Source organism: Niveispirillum sp. GW835-FHT14G11 (assembly GCF_058793615.1).
In genome coordinates this window covers 51,669-73,352 of sequence record NZ_JBXAFZ010000026.1, presented here as the reverse complement: position 1 = coordinate 73,352, position 21,684 = coordinate 51,669, and the positions used below count along the sequence as shown (strand labels likewise).

Annotated in this window: 21 protein-coding genes; 13 read left to right on the top strand and 8 right to left on the bottom strand. The window is 61.6% G+C overall.

Features of this window, described 5'->3' with window-relative positions:
* Positions 1-267: 267 nt before the first annotated feature.
* The 12 genes from AC1Q7F_RS30230 to tnpC all read left to right on the top strand — a co-directional run bounded on the left by AC1Q7F_RS30230 (position 268) and on the right by tnpC (position 9,586).
* On the top strand, positions 268-504 hold the full coding sequence (locus AC1Q7F_RS30230) for a hypothetical protein (RefSeq protein WP_492512274.1): 237 nt from the start codon (positions 268-270) through the stop codon (positions 502-504).
* 222 nt (positions 505-726) lie between these two features.
* A complete protein-coding gene (locus tag AC1Q7F_RS30225) occupies positions 727-1,026 on the top strand; it encodes a hypothetical protein (RefSeq protein ID WP_492512273.1) in 300 nt (99 codons plus the stop codon).
* A 152-nt stretch (positions 1,027-1,178) separates the two neighbouring features.
* On the top strand, positions 1,179-1,868 hold the full coding sequence (locus tag AC1Q7F_RS30220) for a hypothetical protein (RefSeq protein WP_492512272.1): 690 nt from the start codon (positions 1,179-1,181) through the stop codon (positions 1,866-1,868).
* A 108-nt stretch (positions 1,869-1,976) separates the two neighbouring features.
* Positions 1,977-2,177: a hypothetical protein gene (locus AC1Q7F_RS30215; protein WP_492512271.1), complete on the top strand. Its 201-nt coding sequence runs from the start codon at positions 1,977-1,979 to the stop codon at positions 2,175-2,177.
* A gap of 648 nt (positions 2,178-2,825) precedes the next feature.
* On the top strand, positions 2,826-3,221 hold the full coding sequence (locus AC1Q7F_RS30210; protein ID WP_492512270.1) for a hypothetical protein: 396 nt from the start codon (positions 2,826-2,828) through the stop codon (positions 3,219-3,221).
* 1,477 nt (positions 3,222-4,698) lie between these two features.
* Positions 4,699-5,346 (top strand): hypothetical protein, encoded by a 648-nt coding sequence (locus AC1Q7F_RS30205; RefSeq protein WP_492512269.1) that lies wholly within the window; start codon positions 4,699-4,701, stop codon positions 5,344-5,346.
* Positions 5,347-5,447: 101 nt separating this feature from the next.
* The gene (locus AC1Q7F_RS30200) at positions 5,448-6,119 is read left to right on the top strand and encodes a helix-turn-helix domain-containing protein (protein WP_492512268.1); all 672 of its coding nucleotides are present in this window, start codon (positions 5,448-5,450) and stop codon (positions 6,117-6,119) included.
* Between the two features lie 94 nt (positions 6,120-6,213).
* The gene (locus tag AC1Q7F_RS30195; RefSeq protein WP_492512267.1) at positions 6,214-6,654 is read left to right on the top strand and encodes a hypothetical protein; all 441 of its coding nucleotides are present in this window, start codon (positions 6,214-6,216) and stop codon (positions 6,652-6,654) included.
* 20 nt (positions 6,655-6,674) lie between these two features.
* On the top strand, positions 6,675-6,917 hold the full coding sequence (locus AC1Q7F_RS30190) for a hypothetical protein (protein ID WP_492512266.1): 243 nt from the start codon (positions 6,675-6,677) through the stop codon (positions 6,915-6,917).
* Positions 6,918-7,205: 288 nt separating this feature from the next.
* Entirely contained in the window at positions 7,206-7,622 is a 417-nt protein-coding gene (gene tnpA / locus AC1Q7F_RS30185) for an IS66-like element accessory protein TnpA (RefSeq protein WP_492512275.1), read from the top strand.
* Complete coding sequence (gene tnpB / locus AC1Q7F_RS30180; RefSeq protein WP_094453379.1) at positions 7,619-7,966, top strand: IS66 family insertion sequence element accessory protein TnpB; 348 nt, start codon at positions 7,619-7,621, stop codon at positions 7,964-7,966. Before tnpA ends, tnpB begins: the two co-directional genes overlap by 4 nt.
* A gap of 42 nt (positions 7,967-8,008) precedes the next feature.
* On the top strand, positions 8,009-9,586 hold the full coding sequence (tnpC, locus tag AC1Q7F_RS30175) for an IS66 family transposase (protein ID WP_492512265.1): 1,578 nt from the start codon (positions 8,009-8,011) through the stop codon (positions 9,584-9,586).
* 48 nt (positions 9,587-9,634) lie between these two features.
* Here tnpC and AC1Q7F_RS30170 read toward each other — a convergent pair whose 3' ends face one another.
* From AC1Q7F_RS30170 to AC1Q7F_RS30155, 4 genes are read right to left on the bottom strand one after another with little or no spacing between them, the layout of a single operon-like run.
* Complete coding sequence (locus AC1Q7F_RS30170) at positions 9,635-9,931, bottom strand: thermonuclease family protein (protein ID WP_492512264.1); 297 nt, start codon at positions 9,929-9,931, stop codon at positions 9,635-9,637.
* A 38-nt stretch (positions 9,932-9,969) separates the two neighbouring features.
* Positions 9,970-14,985: a MobF family relaxase gene (gene mobF / locus AC1Q7F_RS30165; RefSeq protein ID WP_492512263.1), complete on the bottom strand. Its 5,016-nt coding sequence runs from the start codon at positions 14,983-14,985 to the stop codon at positions 9,970-9,972.
* An 8-nt stretch (positions 14,986-14,993) separates the two neighbouring features.
* The gene (locus AC1Q7F_RS30160) at positions 14,994-16,973 is read right to left on the bottom strand and encodes a type IV secretion system DNA-binding domain-containing protein (RefSeq protein WP_492512262.1); all 1,980 of its coding nucleotides are present in this window, start codon (positions 16,971-16,973) and stop codon (positions 14,994-14,996) included.
* Positions 16,966-17,304 (bottom strand): hypothetical protein, encoded by a 339-nt coding sequence (locus tag AC1Q7F_RS30155; RefSeq protein ID WP_492512261.1) that lies wholly within the window; start codon positions 17,302-17,304, stop codon positions 16,966-16,968. The genes AC1Q7F_RS30160 and AC1Q7F_RS30155 overlap by 8 nt, the downstream gene beginning before the upstream one ends.
* A 1,106-nt stretch (positions 17,305-18,410) precedes the next feature.
* Between AC1Q7F_RS30155 and AC1Q7F_RS30150 the strand changes: the two genes are divergently transcribed.
* A complete protein-coding gene (locus AC1Q7F_RS30150) occupies positions 18,411-18,641 on the top strand; it encodes a DUF6437 family protein (RefSeq protein WP_492512260.1) in 231 nt (76 codons plus the stop codon).
* A 119-nt stretch (positions 18,642-18,760) separates the two neighbouring features.
* Here AC1Q7F_RS30150 and AC1Q7F_RS30145 read toward each other — a convergent pair whose 3' ends face one another.
* From AC1Q7F_RS30145 to AC1Q7F_RS30130, 4 genes are all read right to left on the bottom strand, one after another.
* The gene (locus AC1Q7F_RS30145) at positions 18,761-19,348 is read right to left on the bottom strand and encodes a hypothetical protein (protein WP_492512259.1); all 588 of its coding nucleotides are present in this window, start codon (positions 19,346-19,348) and stop codon (positions 18,761-18,763) included.
* Between the two features lie 371 nt (positions 19,349-19,719).
* On the bottom strand, positions 19,720-20,421 hold the full coding sequence (locus AC1Q7F_RS30140; RefSeq protein WP_492512258.1) for an adenine nucleotide alpha hydrolase family protein: 702 nt from the start codon (positions 20,419-20,421) through the stop codon (positions 19,720-19,722).
* Positions 20,422-20,692: 271 nt separating this feature from the next.
* Positions 20,693-21,217 carry a hypothetical protein gene (locus tag AC1Q7F_RS30135; protein WP_492512257.1) on the bottom strand — a complete coding sequence of 175 codons (525 nt, stop codon included), beginning with the start codon at positions 21,215-21,217 and terminating at the stop codon, positions 20,693-20,695.
* A gap of 33 nt (positions 21,218-21,250) precedes the next feature.
* Positions 21,251-21,679: a hypothetical protein gene (locus AC1Q7F_RS30130; protein WP_492512256.1), complete on the bottom strand. Its 429-nt coding sequence runs from the start codon at positions 21,677-21,679 to the stop codon at positions 21,251-21,253.
* Between the last annotated feature and the right edge of the window lie 5 nt (positions 21,680-21,684).

The following is a 21,684-nucleotide window of genomic DNA, read 5'->3' as shown; positions in this document are numbered from 1 at the left end:
CCTTGCGTCGTGCCATCGTGAAGCTCCTTTCGCATCTCACTATGGCCCAGCCGAGCACGGAATTCCCGATAGTCCCCCTATTTGCCGCTCTCGGAGAACTTTCAATCGGCGTGGGCGTATCCAGACCGCCGGTGGCCAATTACAACGACCAGATCACAAGGTGAGCCGAGTGAAGCCGTTCTCTTGTCAGTCAGGACGGAACGGATAACCTGTGGTACGATTCACAGCTACGGCCATATGGTGAGCACGCGCTGTCAGGAGGTTAAAATGAGCGTAATTGATCAGCGGTATCTACAAAACATTTTGGACGAAGTGGCGGCCGGCACCATAGAATTTCAGGCCGTAGATCAAGTTTGCGCTGAGATTGTTGGGTTGCCAAACGCAGAGCCACTGTCCACACTTGAAGCGGCAAAGCGCAACCAGCATTTTGAGCACTTGGTTCGTCAGGGTATTCTACGCGCTGAGCGGACGGGTGATGGCAATTACTGGCATGTTTTTCGCTAATCACAAGGTGAGGAACGAGATGAGCCTGCGCGGATTACTGAAGACTGCGATAGGGTCGTTGTGGGCGCTCTGGGTTATTGCCACATGCCTGGGACATGCCGGGTTCGGTGGGCAATGGTTCATAGTCGGGGGCTTTTTCCTCGCCATCAATGTCCCCGTCAGTCTCTGGTATCTGAAGGTGGACACGATGCACGGCCACCTGACCACAAGGTGAGGAAGGCGATGCTTGAAGCGGCATTTGAGCGGATGACGGCTGCGATCAAATCGGCGGCGGCGAAATCATCTCGAAAGGATGCGGACGACGAAGCCAACCGTTTAGAGCTGCGAAAGCTGGGCGATGACCCTTCATCCCAGCAGGCCGTTTGGGAACTGTGCGAGGGGGATTGGTCTCTGGTATACAAGTGGCGATGGTACGATCAATCGCGTGCGTTTTCTGTTCGGCCCGACATGAACATCCTGACCGTTACGCTTGCCAATGGCATGAAAGTAATCCGGACCGCAGAAGAGCGATTTGAGGATTGAACCTATGACCAAAAAGACCCCCCAGGCCCTGCTGAACTAGGCCCGGTTCGCGGCCGACCAGACGCGGCTTGTCGCAGACCGTGCCTGCGCCGTCAGTCTGTACGGCCTGGCTGGCGAGTTTCGTTCATGGGCAAACTGAGTCGGAGGGGTATGTGCCACGTAACTCCACACTAGAGAGGCATGAACAGCTCGAGCTCAGTTGCGAGCTCGTGGCCTATTGGTACTTTCGGCTGAATGGCTTCCTGCTGCTCGAAAACTTTGTCGTCCACAATGTGTCCGATGGCGGCCAGCGAACTGATGCGGATCTGATCGGTGTCCGCTTCCGACATCGAAAAGAATTTCTGTACGATGCCGTGCCAATGGTCGACGACGTCGGGCGTTTGCAACTTTCTCCCAACTTCGATGACATAGTGATCGTCGAGGTAAAGACGAGCCGGCGATGCACTCTGAATCGGTCCTGGACAGATTCCCAGCGACAGAATGTGCAGCGCGTGATTGCAGCAATTGGATGCATACCGTGCGCAGAGATCAATACTGTCGCCGATTCTCTCTACCAAACCGGTTTGGCCATTCACGGTGCAACACGCATTCGGCATGTTGCGGTTGGTGGGGATCGGAATTCCACGTTGGGCGATCTCAAACCCGATATGGTGCAGTTGATCTGGGACGAGGTGCTCGCCTTCATCTGGACGCGGTTTTCAGAACATCATGAGCACAAACGACATGTCTCTCAATGGAGTAATGAGGGGAGAAAGTTGCACGAGCTAGCCGGCCGTTTTCCAGGCGCCCTAGAGAGCTTCATATCGACAGCAAAGGATGCCATGAGGATCCGGCATGGTTGAGGCGACCACAAGGTGAGCGAACATGGCCACCGCAACCTATCTCGGACAGAGCGGCTCGCCTTGATGACCAACACATGAAACGTAGAGACGCCGATAGGAGACAAGTAGATGGCAAAGGAACTGATCCGCATGGAACAGGGCGTGGAACTGTGGCGCATCACCCATCCAGCCGACTCCCAGGTGCAGGCATTCATCATCAAGGACCCCACCCGAACACCTGAAGAGTGGACTGCAGGTGAACCCGCCGACGCGGAGAACATATTCGGTGAGCGGCTTGAGAATGCGATGGTCGAGCCGCCGATCTTGTAGAGCGGTATCCATCCTTTCGGAGACCGCCGATGGTCTGGTGCTGTATTGGCCAGAGCATTCGTTCCTGGCGCTGGTGTCGGCGGAGCCAAAACAGGTCACAAGGTGAGGGCGCTCTATGAGCACGGACAAGACGGGCGTACCTAGCCGGATAAAAGTTGGGCACGCGGTCAAGGTTGACGGTAATCCGGTTGGGCGCGGCTCTGTGTTGGCTATCCAGGACGAGGTCGTGACTGTTATCGACCTCACCCTTGAGACCGTGTGGCAGGGGCCACTGGCAGCCGTATCAGCGGCAGTGGGGGAGCAATGGTGGGCCTGGCCAAATTTCCATTACCCGCCATCGGATATCGCAAGGGCATGGATCGGTCAGTTGCTTGGGAGCGGCGCGTCAGTCGGGATCGGATTGGTGTCGTTGCATCCCGACGTGGCGAATGGTCTGATCTGGGGGTCCGACGCATATGGTTGCGACGCGATAGCTGGACAGGATGTGCATCGGGCCTTGGCTTGGGCTTCAAGGCAACATGACCGCGATATGCGACATCCCGCAGAAAGTGGCGGCTCATGGACCACAAGGTGAGCGAGTAGGTCTGGAATCTGCTGACTAAAGTCCCGACCTTCACGTTATCGAAATACCAGGGCTCGGAGGCCAAGATGAGCAATGAAATGACCGGTGACGGTGCCAATGGAGGGTATGAGGCAACGCTTCGTTCGCTGATCAACGGTCCGCGACCGCGGCAGGATCTCGACCCGAGCATCGCGCGACGGCTCGAACGGAACGGGCATTACGTCGTTGTTCGACAGACCAGCCCTCACCCCGGCCACCTCGGGCGGCACATCGACCACCTTGCTCTTACCGCCCTTGGCAATGAAGCAGCCGCTTCCGCAGCGGAGACGGGTGAGCCGCCTGCAGGTCTATTGCAGCCAGGTCGCCATCTTCCCGACTTCGCAGGGATCGGATCCCGCAAGCCCCCCAGCGCCGGCGGCGATGGCACATCAGGTTTTATTGCCGGAGTCCTCGTTGGCACAATCATCTCAGCGGGATCCTGATTTCTACCCCCTTAGACCTGCCGAGGGTAGGGCAGTGAGGCTTGATCGATGTGGACCAGGCCGACGGATTGTCAGCAAAATGCTCGCCGGCTTTAGCGGCGTAGCCACAAGGTTGGGGAACAAATGGTGCAGCCGATCGAAGCTGGATACTACTGGGTGCATTTGGGTTTGATGCCCCTTCTGATGGAATGGGACGGTGCAACTTGGTGGCGGTGTGGGCGCCGTGAGCCTGTTCCTGCTGACGAGCTCCGTGTAGTTTCTGATCGCATATTACCCCCTGATCCATCGGTGCGCACCTGAAGGACGAGAAGGTGAAGTGATGTTGACAGTTCAGGAGCGAGACTTATTCGATGGGTGGGTTCACCGTCGCCACCGATGTTTTGAGATGCCCCAGGGGCTACCGACAGCAGCAACAGCGGCCCTCGTGGTCGCTTTAGGCGGCTTTGGCGTAGGTCAACCGGTCATCGTAGCGGTCGGTGCACTTGCGCTGCTTCACGCCGCCCGCAGGTGGAAAGGCTTAAGGTTGGTCAACCGTGAGCAATGGCAATCCCCAGTACCGCCCTTTGCGATCGAACGGATGAAAGCAATATGCAGCGACGACACGAAAGATTGGCTGGAATCATATCGTCGACTAGATTCTCACAATCTCTTACGGTTCAGCCATCTTGCAGAAATTTTAGTATCTGACGCCAACACATACGAACGGCATCAAGAATTGGCGAACATCCAAGCCTCCGCCTTCGGAGGAACCGTCGGTAACAGGGATTGGACCAAGAGGTGGGAGCGACATATGGAGGTAGAGGTTGACTGGAGAAGCAACTCCTCCTCTGCGGCTGGGGGCTCAGCACCGGGCTACCAGACACCGCCTGCGCACCTGAATACCATCCAATTCCGGGACCGTGACGGTGTGTGCATCCTATACGAAGTACGCGGAATTGAAGGCAGCACAGAATTCCCATACCGCAATTATATTGGCTCTTTGAAAGAAGCCGTGGCTATTGGTCGGACCTATCCCGGTATATATGGAGATGGGGCCGCAACACACATTTACCGCGTGCGACTGGAGAGATATCCTGAAGGCCATGAATACCACCATTCTTCGCGGTATACCCATCATTGGAGAGTGGGTAGCGACGGGCATTTACAGCCGATCACGTTTTACAGTCGCAGTTGGTCAACGAAGCGGTTGGCCTCTGGAGATTATGCGAGTTCGCTCCCGGCAATGAGCTACCGTTCTAACACGCTGGAGGGCCAGCTTGTGGACTTGGCTAATGTTGCCCGAGCAATTGGATTGAAGTTGGCAGCCGATGCAGTTCTCAGCCATGTGCATGGACGGCAACCCTTGTCCTTCAAAGGCAACCGTACAACTCGCTGAGGGTAACGCAACCTCTATGCATTATGAGTGTATTAATCGCGGCGAGCTTGCAGCACGGTACCAGGCCTCCTAGTTAAGGTTATAGTCAGCGGACTGCGCCAAATGGAGGAAGAGTTGTTGAAAATCACACAACATATCGTGGCGTGTGGCGCCGCTATGCTCTTCATTCTATGCGGCAGTCGCGCACTGAGCTATTTGACGGAGACGACGGAAAATAAATGGCTGGTGCTGGCCGCCGCCGTTGGCGGGGCATTTGCGGCGGGGGGTGGTTTGATCATGTGGGCCTTGCCCAATCGCAAGAATGCTTCTGGCCGAAACAGGGAGTTAGCCGAATTGGCGGCGTTTGATGCGGCATGCAATCGGTTCGACGACGCGATTTCGGATTTCAAGAATTCGCCGACTGGTGAGAAGGCCTTGGTGGCTATGCATCATGGTGACGACCTGTACAACCTGACCAAGGCCCACAACGGCGGCATGACGGATCTCCAGCCTGGATATGACATGGTGCTGGAAGCGGTCCGAAATCAGGCGAAGGTGGCCACGGCCATCGCACCTCCCCTGCTCGCCGCCTCCCTGGTCGCGGTGGCTTTTTTCGTGTTTCCGACGACGACCTCCGTCGGCGCCTTCTGGACGGCCTGGCTGTCTGTCGTGACCCCTTCCCTGCTTTTCTTCACCGGCTGGTACGGCTGGCAGCAGCGCCGGAAAGGCAAGGATATGATGATCGCGGTCATAAACATACAACGGGCCTAGCGATCGCACGAGGCCATTCCCCGGCGCTCCCGGCAGATCGGCAGCGCTAACGTTCAACTGGTCAGGCCGTGTAAGGTCGGCATGAGTAGGAGTAGCTGAAGGTGCCGAGACGATCGTCAAACGAAACGATCAATGCGTTGGAGCTTGCAATAGAGACGCATGTTGCTGCGCGCATCAGACTTCGGCGCGGCCTGCAAGGCATGTCGCAAATGAACGTCGCAAAGCGGCTTGGAATCACGTTCCAGCAATTTCAAAAATATGAACGAGCCAGCAATAGGGTATCGACAGCTAAACTCTATCGATTGTCGGAGATTCTCGATGTGCCCGTGACCTACTTCTTCGACGGGCTCGACGCGCCGGATGTGCGGCGGCCGTCGGTGGACTATTCCGAGAGTGCGACAGCATCGGCGCCCATGCTGTCCCGCAAGGAGCTGGATCTTCTGCGCCTATGGAGGGCGGCTCCGAACAGCATCGCCGCCGAGGTGTCAGGTCTCCTTCGTGCGGTTGAAGCTGGTCGGTCGGTTCCAGTGATGCCGGCGCCCCATGTAAACCCGACCAACGATGCACTGGAGGCACGGGTTCGTGCGGCTGACGAATTTGTTCCTGGTTCCAGCGCCGGTGCCGCAGACGTCCAGCCCGTGGATGACGAACCGCCCGTGAAACAACGCCGGCGGGGCGGGCGTCCGCTAGGTAGTAAGAACCGCCCGAAAGCGTCGGTGCCGGCGCCGGTCGCCAGCAAGGTTTGGTCACCTCGCGACATCTGGCGGCGGTAGCCTTCGCGCTTGCGTGTTGCCGGACACCGATGGACTGGTAAACTAGAGTCCGAACATCGCCTGATCCTGGCACCTGGTCATCAAGGAGAACCTGATGCTCTCGAAGAAGGAACGTCAGCTGTTTAAAGGCTGGCTGTATCGCCGCCATCGCTGCTTCGATTATCCGTGGTACCAGGCCCCGCTCGCCGCAGCGGGCGCTGCGATGATCCTCGGGGGCTTTGCTTTCGCGCAGGGCTGGCTGACGGTCGCCGGCTCCTTGGCCTGGTGCTGGGCGTTCTATCTGGTGACGCGGGTCCGATTGAATGATCGTAAAACTTGGCGCGTGCCCGTTGCCGGCTACGCGATAGAGCGGATCGCAGCCGTTTGCAGCGACGAAACGAAGGCGACGCTGGAGCGATTCCGCGCAAAGGCCCATGATGGGGTACTGCGGTTTTCGCACCTTGAAGAGGTGCTTACGGAAGATGAATTCGTGAACGCCCGTGGTCGCAATGCCGACCTGGCGGGTCAGCAGGCCGCCGCTCTGGCAAATGCGTAAACGTAAGGCCCGCAGCAGAAATGGACATCGTTGAGAGAATGGCGGCCGAAGCGACCATTTCGGCCATGACGGTAGAGCTGGCGGCGACCGCAACCAAGATCCGGCCGGAAGTTTCGGACGTCCGGTTTCGGATCATGGCGTTGGTTGGTGCGGCCGCCATTCTTCAGAACCAATCAGGTGCGCCGTTCGACCTCGCGGAGCATCTTCGTCGCGCGGCTGATGAGTTTGACGACCATCGGCAACGTTTGACTGATACGGTCTGACCCAGGCCACGATAGCCGGCTCGGGCAGCGGTCACGGCCGATGCAACGCATCCCGCTTGCGCCGCCTGAAATCACCGGGCAACTCGAAGGTTCCCGACCATAGCCCGCGGCCGGCTACCTGCGCCTCTGCTTCTTCCGAGAGGTATGAGCCAGTATGCCGGTTGTAGGAGACCGCATAACCGGCCCGCACCGTACGCGTCCGGCGTGGACCGCCTTGCCGTTGGTTATGGGTAGCTGAGAGTCTTTGCGTAAGCGCGATAGCGCGGACGCAAACGAGTGGCAAACGTGATGGCTTATCAGCGGCTGGAGATTTTGACCGGGACGGAACGGCGGCGTATCTGGTCGGATGCGGAGAAGGTCCGGCTGGTTGAGGCGGCGTTCCGTCCCGGCATCGTGGTCAAGGAAGTTGCCCGGCGTTTTGGGGTCCATGAGAGCCTACTGTACCGGTGGCGCCGGCAACTGGGCGTCTCCGTTCCAGAAATCGACCACCCGGTTCCGGCCTTCACGCCGGTCCAGCTTGCGTGCGTGGGTGAGGCGAGCGTCATGCCCGCCATGGAGGCGTCAGTGCCGGCCCCCAGTGTTCCCGCCGTATCGGCGGCGGAGATCTCGGTGCTTCTGCCCGGCGGGGTCGAGGTGCGGCTGCGAGGGTCGGTGGATCCGGGGTTGGCAACGGCGGTGATCCGGGCTGCTGGAGGGGCGGGATGATCCCGATCCCGCCGGGTGTGCATGTATGGCTGGCGACAGGCCGGACGGACATGCGCAAGGGGTTCGACAGCCTTGCCCGGCAGGTCCAGGAGGTTCTGGGGCGTGATCCCCATGGCGGTCACCTGTTCGTCTTTCGCGGTCGCCGCGGTGACCTGGTGAAGGTCATCTGGCATGACGGCCAGGGCGCCTGCCTGTTCACCAAGCGCCTGGAGCGCGGCCGGTTCATCTGGCCGTCTGTGGTGGACGGGGCGGTGACGCTGAGCCCGGCCCAGTTGGGCTATCTGTTGGAAGGGATCGACTGGCGGCTGCCGCAGCACACGGCTAGGCCGGAACGGGCGGGCTGAAAAGCTGCAGACAGGATGACGTGGGCATGATTCAATGACCCCATGTCCAGCTCCATTCCGCCTGTCCCCGCTGCCGACACCCTGCCCGCCGACCTCGCGGCGGCCCATGCGCTGATCCTGGCGTTGCAGGGGGAGTTGGCCAGCGCACGGCAACAGGCCGGCGAACGGGAGATCGAGATCGAACGGCTGCGCCTGGCGCTGGCCAAGGCCCGGCGGGAGCTTTACGGCCAATCGTCCGAGCGCGGTCGGCTGCTGGTGGAGCAGTTGGAACTGCAACTGGAAGAGTTGGAGGAGACCAGCGCCGAGGATGAGGTGGCCGGCGAACTCGGCGCCCCGACCCCCGCCTTTGCCGGTACGCCGCGCAAGCCGGCCCGGCGGCCGCTGCCAGAGGCGCTGCCACGGGAGCGGATCGTGCATCCGGGTCCGTGTACCTGCGACCGCTGCGGTGGCAGTGCCTTGCGCAAGATCGGCGAGGATGTGCTGGAGAGCCTGGAATGCGAGCCCCGCCGCTGGAAGGTGGTACAGCATGTCCGGGAGAAGTTCGCCTGCCGATCCTGCGAGGCGGTAAGCCAGACGCCGGCCCCCTCCCACCCGATCCGCCGTGGGCGGGCCGGGCCGAACCTGCTGGCCATGGTGCTGGCCGGGAAATATGCCCAGCATCTGCCGTTGCACCGGCAGAGTGCCGCCTATGCCCGTGAAGGGATCGACCTGGATGTCTCCACCCTGGCCGACTGGGTCGGCGCGGCGGCGGCAACCCTGGGCCCGCTGATAGGAGCGATACGGTCCCACGTGCTGGCGGCGGAGCGTCTGCATGGTGATGACACGCCGGTACCGGTCCTGGCCAAAGGCAAGACGGCTACCGGCCGACTATGGGTCTACGTGCGGGATGACCGGCCGTTCGGCGGCAGCGATCCGCCCGCCGCCCTCTACCATTATGCCCGCACCCGCGCCGGCGAGCATCCGCAGCGGCACCTGGCCGGCTGGGCCGGAATATTCCAGGCCGACGCCTATAGCGGCTACGCCGGCCTCTACGAGCCCGCCCGCAAGCCCGGCCCGCTGCGCGAGGCCGGATGCTGGAGCCATGTCCGCCGCCGGTTCTTTGACTTGGCCAAGGAGGGCAAGTCGCCTCTGGCGGCCGAGGCCGTGAAGCGCATCGACGCACTGTTCGCCATCGAGCGCACAATCAACGGCCTCACCATCGCGCAACGTGCCGAAACCCGCCGGGAGCAAAGCCGCCCCCTGATCGACGATCTGGAGCAATGGCTCCGCCACGCCCGTGCCCGCCTGTCGCCCAAGTCGGATCCCGCCAAAGCCATGGACTACGCCTTGAACCGTTGGGGCGCCATGACCCGGTTCCTGGAGGACGGACGCATCTGCCTGTCGAACAACGCCGCCGAACGAGCCCTGCGCGGCATCGCCGTCGGCCGCCGCAATTGGACCTTCTGCGGCTCCGATGCCGGTGGCGACAGGGCCGCCGCCATCTACACCCTCATCGAGACCGCAAAGCTCAACGACGTCGATCCCCAAGCCTGGATCGCCGATGTCCTCGACCGCATCCACGACCATCCCGCAAAGGCAATCGCCGAACTCTTGCCATGGAACTGGAAGGCAAAAACCTGAAAAGGGTCTACGCCGGATGCTTACCCCGCACCAGCCACGAATTCAGATTCAAGCCGCCGCTGTAAAGCAGACCCCCAGCATACGACCGTACCGGTCAGTGCCGCGGCTCTGGCATCGGACGTCACCGGTTCCAATTGCCTGGAACAAGGCTCGGGCTGCGTGCTCGCCGCAGGGATACCGTGCGGACGTGGGGCTGAGACACCATTGGTCACGCTCCGGCGCATCGATGTCATGGAGCTTCACCTTGGTGCCTTCCAGGACCACCGTATCACCGTCCAGGACCCTGGGCCGACCAGCGAGGTCCTTGGCGACCGACGTCGTGGGCAACAGCAGCAGAATAGCCATACTGCTCACCCAGTATCTTTTCCCCGGCCCCACCCCCATCACAAGCTGAGCTCGATGTCATGATAATGCTGCGGGGTGCTGGTCGGGGTGGCACCCGCGCCATGCGGAACCGGCGCTGCCGTGGGACCCGCCTGCGGCCCCTGCATTGGCGGGGTCCGCCCGAGGCCGGCCTGAGGACCCGCCATTCCTCCGATCCACCGATCCAGAATATCATTCTCCCGAGCGAGTGGATGGCCAACGCCCATCAACGCTGAGCTGGCTACACCTGTTTGCGCCTCCAGCAGCTTGGTGAGCCCCTTGAGATCATCGACATAGAGCTTGGCCTGAACGCGGGCCCGCGACAGCACGACATAGAACGATTGCTGGTTGGCGAGTTTGTTATCCGCGGTCGCCAGTGCTCCCCAGACAGCGGTAGTCGTTCCTCCCTGCGATGCATAGACCGTGCGCGCGTAATCGTAATCCATGTGGCGCAGCGCCGCGTCGTTGACGTCGAACTGCCCGATCCGACCATCTTCAAAGCGGATATGGACGGTTCGGCCATCGACTTCCACCACGTCTGCACGCCGGCCATTGACGGTGCCTGCGACCTTGTCGTTGTTGGTCCATCGAATGCGCTCACCGGCTCCGATCTGCCTCTGCACCACCTCGTATACGGCCACCTTGGCGCGATGGTTGGCATCGCCTGGCTTCCAATCAATCACCCGATCGCCATGCCGTAGGCTGACGGTCCCGGCCGCTTGGTTGACACGAACGACGGTGAGATATTCATCCTTGCGGATGGCGGCACCGCCGAGGCCGGTTACGAAGCGAACCACATCGCCGGCCTGATAGTTCGACGCCAAGGTAGATTGTGCCCGGGTGAACGACTTGTTTCTGAACGCCATCACGGTGGCCTGCTGAGCGCCAATCTCACCTTTCGCCGTAAGCCCCTCGTGAATCTCGTGGTTGATCGCGTCGCGCGTGAAGCGCGCTGGCGCCACGATCATGACCTTGCCCACGGCTCGATCCGCCTGGGGCAGGTCCAGCCAGTCGGCGGCAATCCGGCTGGCGATACTCAATCGGGAGGCCGGCTCTTCCTCGGTGCCGACCTGGATGATGTTGTCCGCCCCGACTTTAGCCAATGCCAGGGCCACCTTCCCTTCCGACGCCGCATAGACGCCGCTCCGCAGGTCCTCCTCCGTCTGGCGCTGGATGTCCGTCATATAGACGGTGGCCATCCCGGAACGCTGCATGATGTCGAAAGGCCTGCCGGCCTCCACGCTCCGGAGTTGCTTCACGTCGCCCAAGGTGATTGATCGCGCTCCGACCGCCTCGACGATCCGCACCAGGTCGGCCATCTGCCGATTGGACTCCATGGAGCCCTCATCCACGATGATGACCGTCCGCCCGAATTCGTCCCTCAGGCCTTCCAACTGTGCCGGCGACGCCTCCCCCCTGGCAACGTAGCCAAACTCCTGCAGGAACGATTCCAGGGTTTCCGCATTGATGCCGGCACCGTCCGACAATTCCTTGACCGCAGCGGTGGATGGCGCCAGCCCCAACACCTGGCTTCCCGCCAACCGGATACCGTCGACCACTGCCCGGGTCATTGTCGTCTTCCCGACGCCGGCGAGCCCTTGTACGGCCACAAACCTGTCAGGCGTGGCCAACAGGAAGGTAGCGGCCTCAGACTGTTCGGCGTTGAGCGGGTGTCGGGCCAGGAGATCAGTCCGCGCCGTCTGGTCCAGCAGGGGCGCGACGGCGCCCTTGCCCCGTCGGATGTGATCCACGGCCGCCTTTTCCGCTACAAGGGCTTCCGGGGTGGTGAAGTAGCGTTCGTTGCTCCGCGCCTTGCCCGACGCATGGGGGTTGCCGGCAGGGATCAGTGTCCCCTGCTTTTCCGCAAGCTCCACTGCTTGTTCAATTTCATCGACATTGTGGCTGCCAAAGCCAGCTTGCATTGCCGCCTTCAGCACATCGCCGCGGCTGAATACTGCTTCGCGTTCCGCCAGATGGGCGATGGCATATTCCAACGCCGGCGGCAATGACGACCGGGGAACCTCGGGCACCTCCAGACGCTCCTGGCTTGCCAAGGCGGTGGCCTTGTCGCCCGTATTGGCAAGGATGGACCTTATGGCCGCATGTCGGTCGTCAACGACCAGGCGAAGATCCATGCGCGCGCGCGAAAGGTTGACATAGAAACTCCGGATGGAGTTGAGGAAGCGTTCACGGCTGTTGATCGCAATGATGGCGCGACCCGCTGTCAGCCCCTGGGCCCGGAAAGTCGTCTGAACATGGTCGTGATCGATGTGCCGCAACTCGCCGGCAGAGTGGTCCAGGGACACTAGTCGGCCATCCTGAAGGCGGACGGTGGCCATCCTGTCATCGATCTGCTCAACGCTGCCCGTAGCACCGCCATCGATCTTCCGGCCGGCATCCTTGACCGTCCAGCGGATCTTGTCCCCTGCCATCAGGGCCAGCTCGCGCCGTTCGTAGATCTGCACTGCTTCACCCCGACGCACCTCCACCCCGTCTGGATCCCAACTGACTGTAGTGCCGTCCTTTGTCTGGAGCTGGATCTGATTTGTCTGCGCATCAACCCGCAGCACCTCCAGATGGTCGCCGGCCGCGATGCCCAAGCTTCGGATTGGACGTGTGAAGCGCACGACCTGGCCGACGGCATAGTTGTCGGCGACACGGGTCCGTACCTTCGTGGTGTTGGTGTTGGCCAGCACGCCGATCGTGCGCTCCACCCCGAGAAGTTGGCCCTCCTGCTTCAGCACTTCGCGCATCCCCGACGTGACGGCGCTTCGGGTGGCATTTGACGGAGCAATTACGACAGAGGTGGCTCTCTCTTCCGGTGACAGATCGGCCCAGCTCGCGACCGTAGCGGTCGCAACAGCATTGCGGATGGCGGCACCCACCGCTGCACCTTTCAAACCGGTCACGTCGGCGTTCGCCTCGACGATCCGGCCCTCTCCAAGAAGGCGGAAGGCGCGCGCCACGTTGCCATCGATGGACGCATAGACAGCGTCTCGGGTCTCAGGCGTCTGTTGTCGCCGGATCTCCGTCAAGGTGGCCGTGGTCATCCCGGCGCCCTGCGCCTGCTCGAACGGCGCACCTGCTTCAATGGCACCGAGCTGCCTGATGTCGCCGGCGTAAACGACACGCGGGATCTGCAACGCCGTCGCCACTCGGTTAAGGTCTCGCATCTGCGCCGTCGATAGCCTCCCCGCCTCATCCACAAGCAGAACGACGTCCTTCATCCGCCCCCGCATTTCCCTGAGGCCCGCTGCGGAATACCGCCCTGCTACCACGCCACCGAACTTGGTCAGGAAACTTGCAACTGTGCGGGCATCGAAGCCGTCTTCTTCAAGGCGCCGGACCATGGACGTCTGCGGCGCCAGCGCCAGGACTTGCTTGCCGTGACCCTCCGCGACAGCCTGTACAGCCTGGAAGAGCGTCGTCTTGCCGGTTCCCGCCCACCCTTGCAGCCCGACGAACCGATCTTTGCTGCCGGCGATCACCTGGGCAGCGGTTCGGGCTTCCCCGGAGATACCGGCGTTATCCAGGATTGAGCTGGCGCCCTCGGACGACGCCAGCGGTGATACCGCCCCCCTGCCCTCGTCAATGAGGCGCAAGGTCTCCCGCTCCGTCTCCAGCGCCGCTCCGGTCGTAATCATTCCCGCCTTGGCCATCTCGGGATGAACGGCCGGCAAGATGACGCTATTCTCCGTGAGGGTGGCAACGGCCTGGTCGATGTCATGCAACGAGAATTTCCCCAGCCCAGAGCTGAGGACAGCCGCCTTCAGGTTGCTTAAGCTGAACACGCTGCTGCGTTCGCTAAGATCCGCCAATCCGTAAAGCACCGCATCCATTGCCGTGTCGCGTCGGATGCCGGCATCGAGAGCAAGCGGGTCAGATATGGAATGCTCAGCCGATGCACCCAGGGCGGCACGCCACCGTGCAACCAGCGCCGTCATCGCTGACGTCACTTTCGAGAGGAAGGTTGGCGCCTTTGTATTCATTGTTGGAATCGGCGTGACGGTGGCCACCGTCTCCGCTCCCTGGTCTTGCGTCCGGCCAAGCTGATCCAGTTCGTAGCCCAGCTTGTTGGTGATAAGCTGCCAAGCCTCCATGAGCCGATCCGGTCCGACAGACTGCTTTGCCCGACGTGTCGCGACAGCGGCATTCGCGGCGGCCGTGGCATCAGCCCGTCCCCAAGCCTTCAGCTGCGCCTTGATCTCCTGGCGCCTCGTGCTGAATGTCTCGCATAGCTCCTTAGGCACGCCGGTGACCTCGAACAGCCCATCGTCGCTGGTTCGCTCCACCCCATATCCCAACGCCGTCAGCGACTTCGCAAGATGTGATCGATAGATCTGGCCGACCAGCATCTTGTTTGAATAGATCGATGGATTATGCAGGCTTCTCCAGCTGCCATCCGCGTCCCGAACCATGTTCGCAACGACGGCGTGCGTGTGCAGTTGGGGCTCCAGGTTCCGGCTTGCCTCCTCCCGGAACAGGGCAGCCACCATGTCCTGGCCGGTCGTGACTTCCATGACGCCGTTGACCGACTTGCGTGTCTCCAGGACATTCTTCTCCAGGTAGGCCAGCGCCGACGCAACAGCCTCATCATGGGCCTCAAGAACGGCCCGATCCCCTTTTACCAAGGCCAGAACCGACACCGACTTGGGCGCGCTAAATGTTAGGTCGATACCGGGGACATGGAGGCGCTCCATTGCACCGTCGGGGCCCTGAACGGTACGACCTAACTGCGGTCCGCCTGGCACTTGGCCCTCCAGTACGGAGCGGAAAATGTCCTGATCGACCGGTCCAGAAAGGCCCGCAGCGGCGGCGCCGGCACCATACCATGTGCTCGCGCGCAGTTCGGCACCGGTCAGAGGTCCGCCGCCACCGGTTGCCCCGATACCAGCCCACGATGGCCCGCCATCGGGACCGCCACTCTCGGTATCGACGGAGCTGCCCTGACCTTTGGAGTAGTAGTCGCCAGCCTTAGCGCCCTTGTAGTAGCTGGCCGCCTGGGCGCTTGAGCTGAGTGTCGATACTGACAGCATTGGATGCCTCAGATGATGTCCATATCATTGAGAAGGGACTGCGCGTCAGGTCGCCTCTCCGGTTCAGAATCTGGCCGCCCGTCGTCTTTCAACAAGTCACCCTGCCGCTGCACCTCACCACCGGTACCAGGTGGGCGGGCCTCCTTATTGGGGAGCAATACCTGCTCACCGCCGTCACGTCCCTCCTCCTCCTCCTCCATGCGCTCTGCAAGCGACTTCTTTTTGAACAAGTCATACCGCAGCACGAAACTGGGGGCTCCCGAAGGATAAGATTTGTGCGGTATCACGATCTTCCCGACGGGTATTCCTTGAGGCATACGGACGTAACAATGACCGTCGGGCAAATCCTGAATATCGGAAGCAAGTGCCAGCAACTCCTTCTCCCGCTGTTCGTTCAGTGCGACGGAATCGCGGGAATCAACAGCCCCGTAAGTCACGGTCTCACGGTAATCCAACACCGTCCTTTCGCCGATCTGATCTGAGCACCATTTCGCCACCTCGCCATCGCCGGTGGAGAAGATGAACCTCGTGCGCCAGTTGCCGGAAATTGCCTTTGCCCGTTTCTCACCATAGATCGCCTCCATCTGCGGGAAGTTCTGAATTCCGGCAACGGGACAAGCACCCTTCTGCCGCGTTTCGGCCGTCAGTGCCTCATAAGAAGGTATCTCCTGCAGGCTTGGCAGTTCGTCTGTGATGATCCAAATGCGCCGCGTGGGCGAAGAAGGTAGGGTCAACAGCCCGTTGACGATGATCTCCAGCCAAGCCGTTATCAATGGTCTCATCGTGGCGTGAAGATCCCCACGCGAAGGCAGGAACAGGAAGCCTTCGCCATCGTCTGCCTCAAGCCAGCGCCGGATGCTGAACCGTTCCCTGTCCATCGGCAGCCGGTCCAATGGATCAAGCCAAGTTGCCAGAACTGCACGAAAGCCAAGCGCCTGCTTCGGTGCCTTGGCGTCAACCAGCGAGGATGCCGTTGTTCCTTTCAGGAGCTTCGCCATCTGGTCTATGGGCATCTTCAGAAGGCCGTCGATGAGCAACTTGTTGTCAGGATCCTTGGTACGCAGGGCCTGTTGGCCAACCTTGTCAAACAGGATGCGGGCACCTTGGATCCAGAGCGGGTCCCCGCCCTGGCTTTTGTCCGGCATGTAAGCCGTGGCAATCGACATCAAGTCTGTGGGCAGAAGGACGTCGTCAAACAAGTTCCAGGACGGTGAGCGATTGTCGAAGGGATTGAGGATGACATCCTTCTGCGGGTCATAGAACGCCTCGACGAAGGTGCCCATCTTGTCATACACGACCGCACGGTCTCCATTGGCGCGGATCCATTCCAGCAGGCGGTTCAGGGCTACCGTCTTGCCGACGCCAACCGCCCCGATGAAGACGATACCCTTCGTCTCATCGCCCATGGTCAGGGGTAGTTCACCGATGTGAACCACCGGGGTCCGCCGCTCCTTCGGGAAGCTGCGATTGTGCTTTCTGATAGCCTTCATGAAGGCCTTTGGTGACGCTGCCAGCAGGCTGCCCTGCAAATGGCGACGTCGAGCAAGCGACGAACCGCGCAGGGTGAAATAGATCGCCACCAGGCAGCAGAGTAGCGCCGCTATGAGGGCACTTACCTTGAATGCGGAAATCAGTTCACTCTTCACTTGACCGGCTACCTGGCGCACGCCCGGATGGGTCAGCAGCTCACGGGCGGCCACGTCCACGCGCGAACCATCGGGCCGGACAAAGCCGACCATTCCGTCCGCGCTTCCCGACCAGTCATGCTGCAAGTAGGCATAGAAGTAGGACCGGGCGACGCTGCGTTGATAGGCGTCTGTGTTGTCCATGAACCGGTAGATTCCGACACCAACGATGATCCACACGCTGATGAAAATCAGGAACTTGCAGACCTGCCAGAACATGGCCAGCGAGTGATGTGTAACCTGACCGCCACGAATGAAGTGCTTGACGCCACTCGCCTTGTCCGCCGCTTCCTTCTTAGCCATTCACGCCCCCGTTTCCGATCAGGTTCTGCTTTCGGATCAAATCATCAACTTCTTGGCGGATTGCTACCGCTTGGTCCTCGGTGAGACCGGATTCCAGCGCCTTCCAGGACAGGAGAGCCGCCCTCAGCATCAACCGTTCAGCGAGGTTTGCCGGGAACGATCCTGTACTCGCGTCAGGGGCCGGATATGCGCCTGTAATTCCACGAAGGATGAGGTCGCGGATCCAACTTGACGTATCACGGTAGCCTAGGGTCTTCGCCTTTGCGGCCGCCGCATCCCACTCTTCATCCGTCATTCGGATAGACCGAGATATCCGGATACCGTCCGACATGTCTTCCACCAACTCAACCGATCATTACGAACCTTTTAGCATTTCTGCGGGTTGCATAAAACGCAATACAGCGCCATACGGAACGCCATACGCTGTATTGCGTTTTATTCCAGGAAAAACAGTGCGTTATCCGCAGCAAAGCTGCATCAGGTGTGAAAAAACCCATAACCCGTAGGCTAATCCCTCTCATGGTTTCACTCGCTCACCCATCCGTCCCCGGCCGCTTTCCAGCGTGAGATGGGCGGGGTATGGGGCAGCCGGCGCCCCTGGGATTCATTGACGCCTGGGATCGGTTCCGCAGAAGGCGAAGCGGTCCCGTTCCCCACGCCATACCAGCCGTGTGGATGCAATTCCGTCTCAACGGCGTCGGTTGCCTGCGATCTCCAGCGCACCTTGGTATAGACCGCGATGATATCCACAGGCCGCAGGGATCTAGCCCGTCCGAACGCCCTCTCCGCGTGCACGGACGGGCGGGCTAGATCCCGTCCGTGTGGCGACGAAGTCGGCGCGCGGGCGGCCTGTGGATATCATCGCGGTCGTTCGGCTCGCCCAGCCGCTGGAGCAGACCGTCGATGCCATCCGCACCATTGGCCGTCCACATATCCATAGGGAGACCGCGTCGCCCTGTGGGTATGTGGGCGGGCATCGTTCGCAGAAGCCGTGATGCCGAGCTTTCATCGTGGGAGCCCGGCAGGGCGGGCCGCGGGGTGGCCGAAGGCCGGGGCCCCAGGGTCGCCGCCGGGCGCCGGTTCCTCTGACGCGAAAAGCCGGCAAGGAGCAGTTACCCACTCCCGCCGGCTTTGCGCTTCACGCAGGCCGGGCAGGGTCAATGACGCCGAAGGCGCCGCGGAGCGGGGCGCGGGGGAGCCGATTTTTTTCGCTTGCGGAAAAAACTGGGGGTACCGTGCATCATTGACGCTGACCGGAATGCGCGACACCATCGGAAGTCAGAGAGAGGATACTTCACCCCCCGGCGGGTGGGGATGCAGGGGAGGGGCGCAGCGAGCCCCTCCCCGCCCACGGTGCCGCCACACAGCCGCAATGAAGTGGAACTCAGCGTTGTCGGGTGATAGCTTCCGCCATCCAATCACACGAAGGATTTCACAATGGCCCCTCAGCGCAAACGTCCCGGCTCCCCGTCCGTCCTTGAGGAACTGGCGGCACTCGACCGTCAGGAAGCTGACCTTGCCGCCCGGCGGCGGGAGCTCAAGGAACGACGTGTGACGGAGATTGGAAAGGCATTTGAGGCGGCGGGCCTGCTGGGTATCAACGATGCTCAATTGAGCCGGATCATTGATGCCGCGAAGGACCTGGTGAAGCAGGTTCCCGCATCGTGATGTGACGGCTTATCGTCGCACCATCGACCCAAATGATAAAGGCCCCCGCTTTGCGCGGGGGCCTTTTCTCATCGGAACCAACTGTCCGCTACATTCATTCGCCGGGTCCCAGGTGCTCCTTAAGCGGCTTCCAGGTCGCCACGATCATCCCACCCGAAATAGCGTGCCTCGCTCTCGGTAAGGCGCGCACAGAGAGCAGCGGTATCCTCGACTGTGCTCCGAAGAAGGCCGTAAAGGAAGTGCTGCACGTAGTCCTCATTGAGGTGCTTTTCCTCGGGGATGTGGTAGTTCTTCCGAACGGTCCTGGCAGGCCCATCGACGTCATGACAGAACCCGTTGAGCGTCGTCGTGCGCTCGTAGCTCGACCCTTCACAGTCGGAGCAGGTGGAGACCGTAACCGTCACGATCCCACCGTGCGCCTTGCTGTAGAAGCGGCGCGTGTAACGTTGCTTCAGGATGTCGAAGTCGCCATCCTCTTCGACCTCTTCGTCCTCGATGTCAAAGCAAGGCGACAGCAACGACAGCCGTCCCTGCGCCTGAAGGATGTCCCGCACCACTTGGCTGTCACGAGCCTCCAGCAATGCGAACTGGAAGTTCCGATCATCCTGGGCTTCCAGTTCACCGATCAGAGCAAACGCGACAGCCCTTGCACGGTAGAACTCGGGCGTGCCGTTGATAAGCTCGCGGTTGCTGCTGGTGTTGATCATTTCTGGCTTCCTTTCCTTTAATTGCTGCCGATGCGCATGCACCGGCGGCTGCCAGCCGGCGAGGCGGGGAGGCAAGTGGAAGGGATCGCCGGAGAGGAGGGGGATCACCCACCCGAAGGGCGGCCGGCGTGCCGGTCGGCTCGCAACGGAGCGTAGCGAAGTGAGAGCTGGGGATACCTCTCCGGCGACGACGGCGCAGCCGGCGCTTGTCCCTTCTGCGCGCCAGGGGCGAAGCCCCTTAGCATCCGGCGCCGGCAGGCGCTTCTATCTGGAGAAGCCACCAGCCCGACGGCTTCGATGATAGGCTCTGTGGCCACATCTTGGACCCGGCCGCAGGCCAGGAAGGCCCCTTCCCCACCGCCAAAACCAGATCACCAACGCCCACTGGTCCTTCTCCGCGGGATGATCCTGTGTTGCCGATGCGCCCTCTCCTCCATCTCCATCGCGATCGCCGCCAGGTCAGGATGATTGCCCTGCAACCACACAACCTCCGGCTCCTTGCTGGCCGGGCACATAAAGCACGCGGACTTCAAGGGCACCGGCAGACCAGCCGCCCGGATCTCGTCCTCGCAGCGCTGGCGGTCCCAGCCCCACTCGACCAGCGGGTATTCGTACCGGTGGCCGGGAGGCCACTTGCCGACGGCGTTGCGTATCCGCTTCGCGTCCTTGGGACCGGCATTGTAGCCGATCATCTTTGTGATGGATGGGCCGTGGGCCCATGTCTGGCGGCGGGAATGCCAACCGAAATGCCGGCGGCAGAAGGCCCATTGCGGGTCGACCTTCCACTTCAGCGAACAGCTGTGCCTGCCGTAGGCGAGGCTGGGCAGAACCGACTTCCGCAGGCACTCGCCATGCAGACTGGTGTCACCGGCACGTGGGCTGTTGCGCTTGACCCGCGTGATTGCGGGCATGCCACGCTGGATCAGCCACCCGTCCATGATGTCGAGATAGGCATAGGTCTGTGGCTTCTCCGAGCCGGTGTCCGCGAACAGGATCAGGTCGACCTGGCGGCCGCATTTGTGGAGCCCGACCAGGAGGGCCGTGCTATCGACGCCGCCGCCGTAGGCGACCACCACCGGTTCAAGGCCTACTGGGGCGTCAACGGGGCGCAGAAGGGCGTTCGCGCAAGCTGCCAAGCGCGGCATAATAAACCTCGTGATGGTATGGCGTGCGTCAGGGCGCCCGGCCGGCTGTGCCGACAGCGGGCGGAGAGATCGCGGTCAGCTACCCAGATCCTTTGGGCTCAGGGTGCTGCCGAGAGGTGTATCGGTAACCACCAACCGATGTGCTGGTGGCCAGAATCTGGTCAGTGTCGGCACGACCGCATCGCACCGATCGGCATCGTCATGCGGCAACCGCCCGCCGTTGGCGCGGAGCGGAGCCAGCGGCGTTGCTGACAGTGTCGTCGCCTGCCAGCTGGTGTTTCTCCAGCACGCGGATGCCGACTTCGGACAGTTCACAGACCTGCTCGGCAAAGGGGCCCTTAGGCCACCGGGCCCACCGCAGAGCGACGACGCGTCCGACGAGCGACGGGTTCGCAGGGCCCGTGATCAGGAACCGGTGCTGGCCATGCTTCACCTTCCGCACGGCGCCGCCCCGGATCTCCTGGAGGGCTTTCAGTTGCTCCCTTGTGGGCTTCTCGTCGGCGGGGCTCCCGGCGCGCGGGACGAAGTGCTTGTAGAGCCAGCCGTTCCCGAACTCATTGCGGAGCGCGTGCAGGGTGGCGCCCATGGTCGGCGCCGGCCCCTGCCAGAGGCGGGCATTGTACCAGAACGTCATCACCAGCGTGTCCTTCCAGCGCCGGCCATGTTCGTCGGCGAAGGCCTCTATGGCGTCGTGTTCTTCATCGGTTAGGTCGCGATAGCTCATGTTCATTGCTCGTTGCATGAAGGTGCTGAAAGGTCAATGGAGCGGCGGGCCGCCGTTGTGACCGAGCTGCCGGTTGACCGGTCGCAGGTCGGTGCCCGCCTCGATGCAGAGGGGATCGTAGTAGTACGGTCGCCGGCCAAGCTCGCGCTCCTCCAGTTCGGCGGCGAACAGCGGGAACCGCTGTTGCAGACGCCGGCGAAGGTTCTGGCGCCGCGTGGCCGCCTTGCGCTCTGCCGACCACCGCCGCGGCTCGGGGTAAATGCACGTCCACCCGTAGTTCCAGCCGGACCCAGGCCTCACCTTCGGCCTGTGCTCTTCCTGGACGGCGCGCTCATAGGCGCGATCCAGCACGGTGCAGGTCCAGACGAGCCGGCCATCGATAGTGTCCGTATCAGCCGGAGGCTGGGTATATGGGTTGAGCCAGCCGACCGTAAGGACGCTCATCAGGGAGGACCGGGACATAGCGG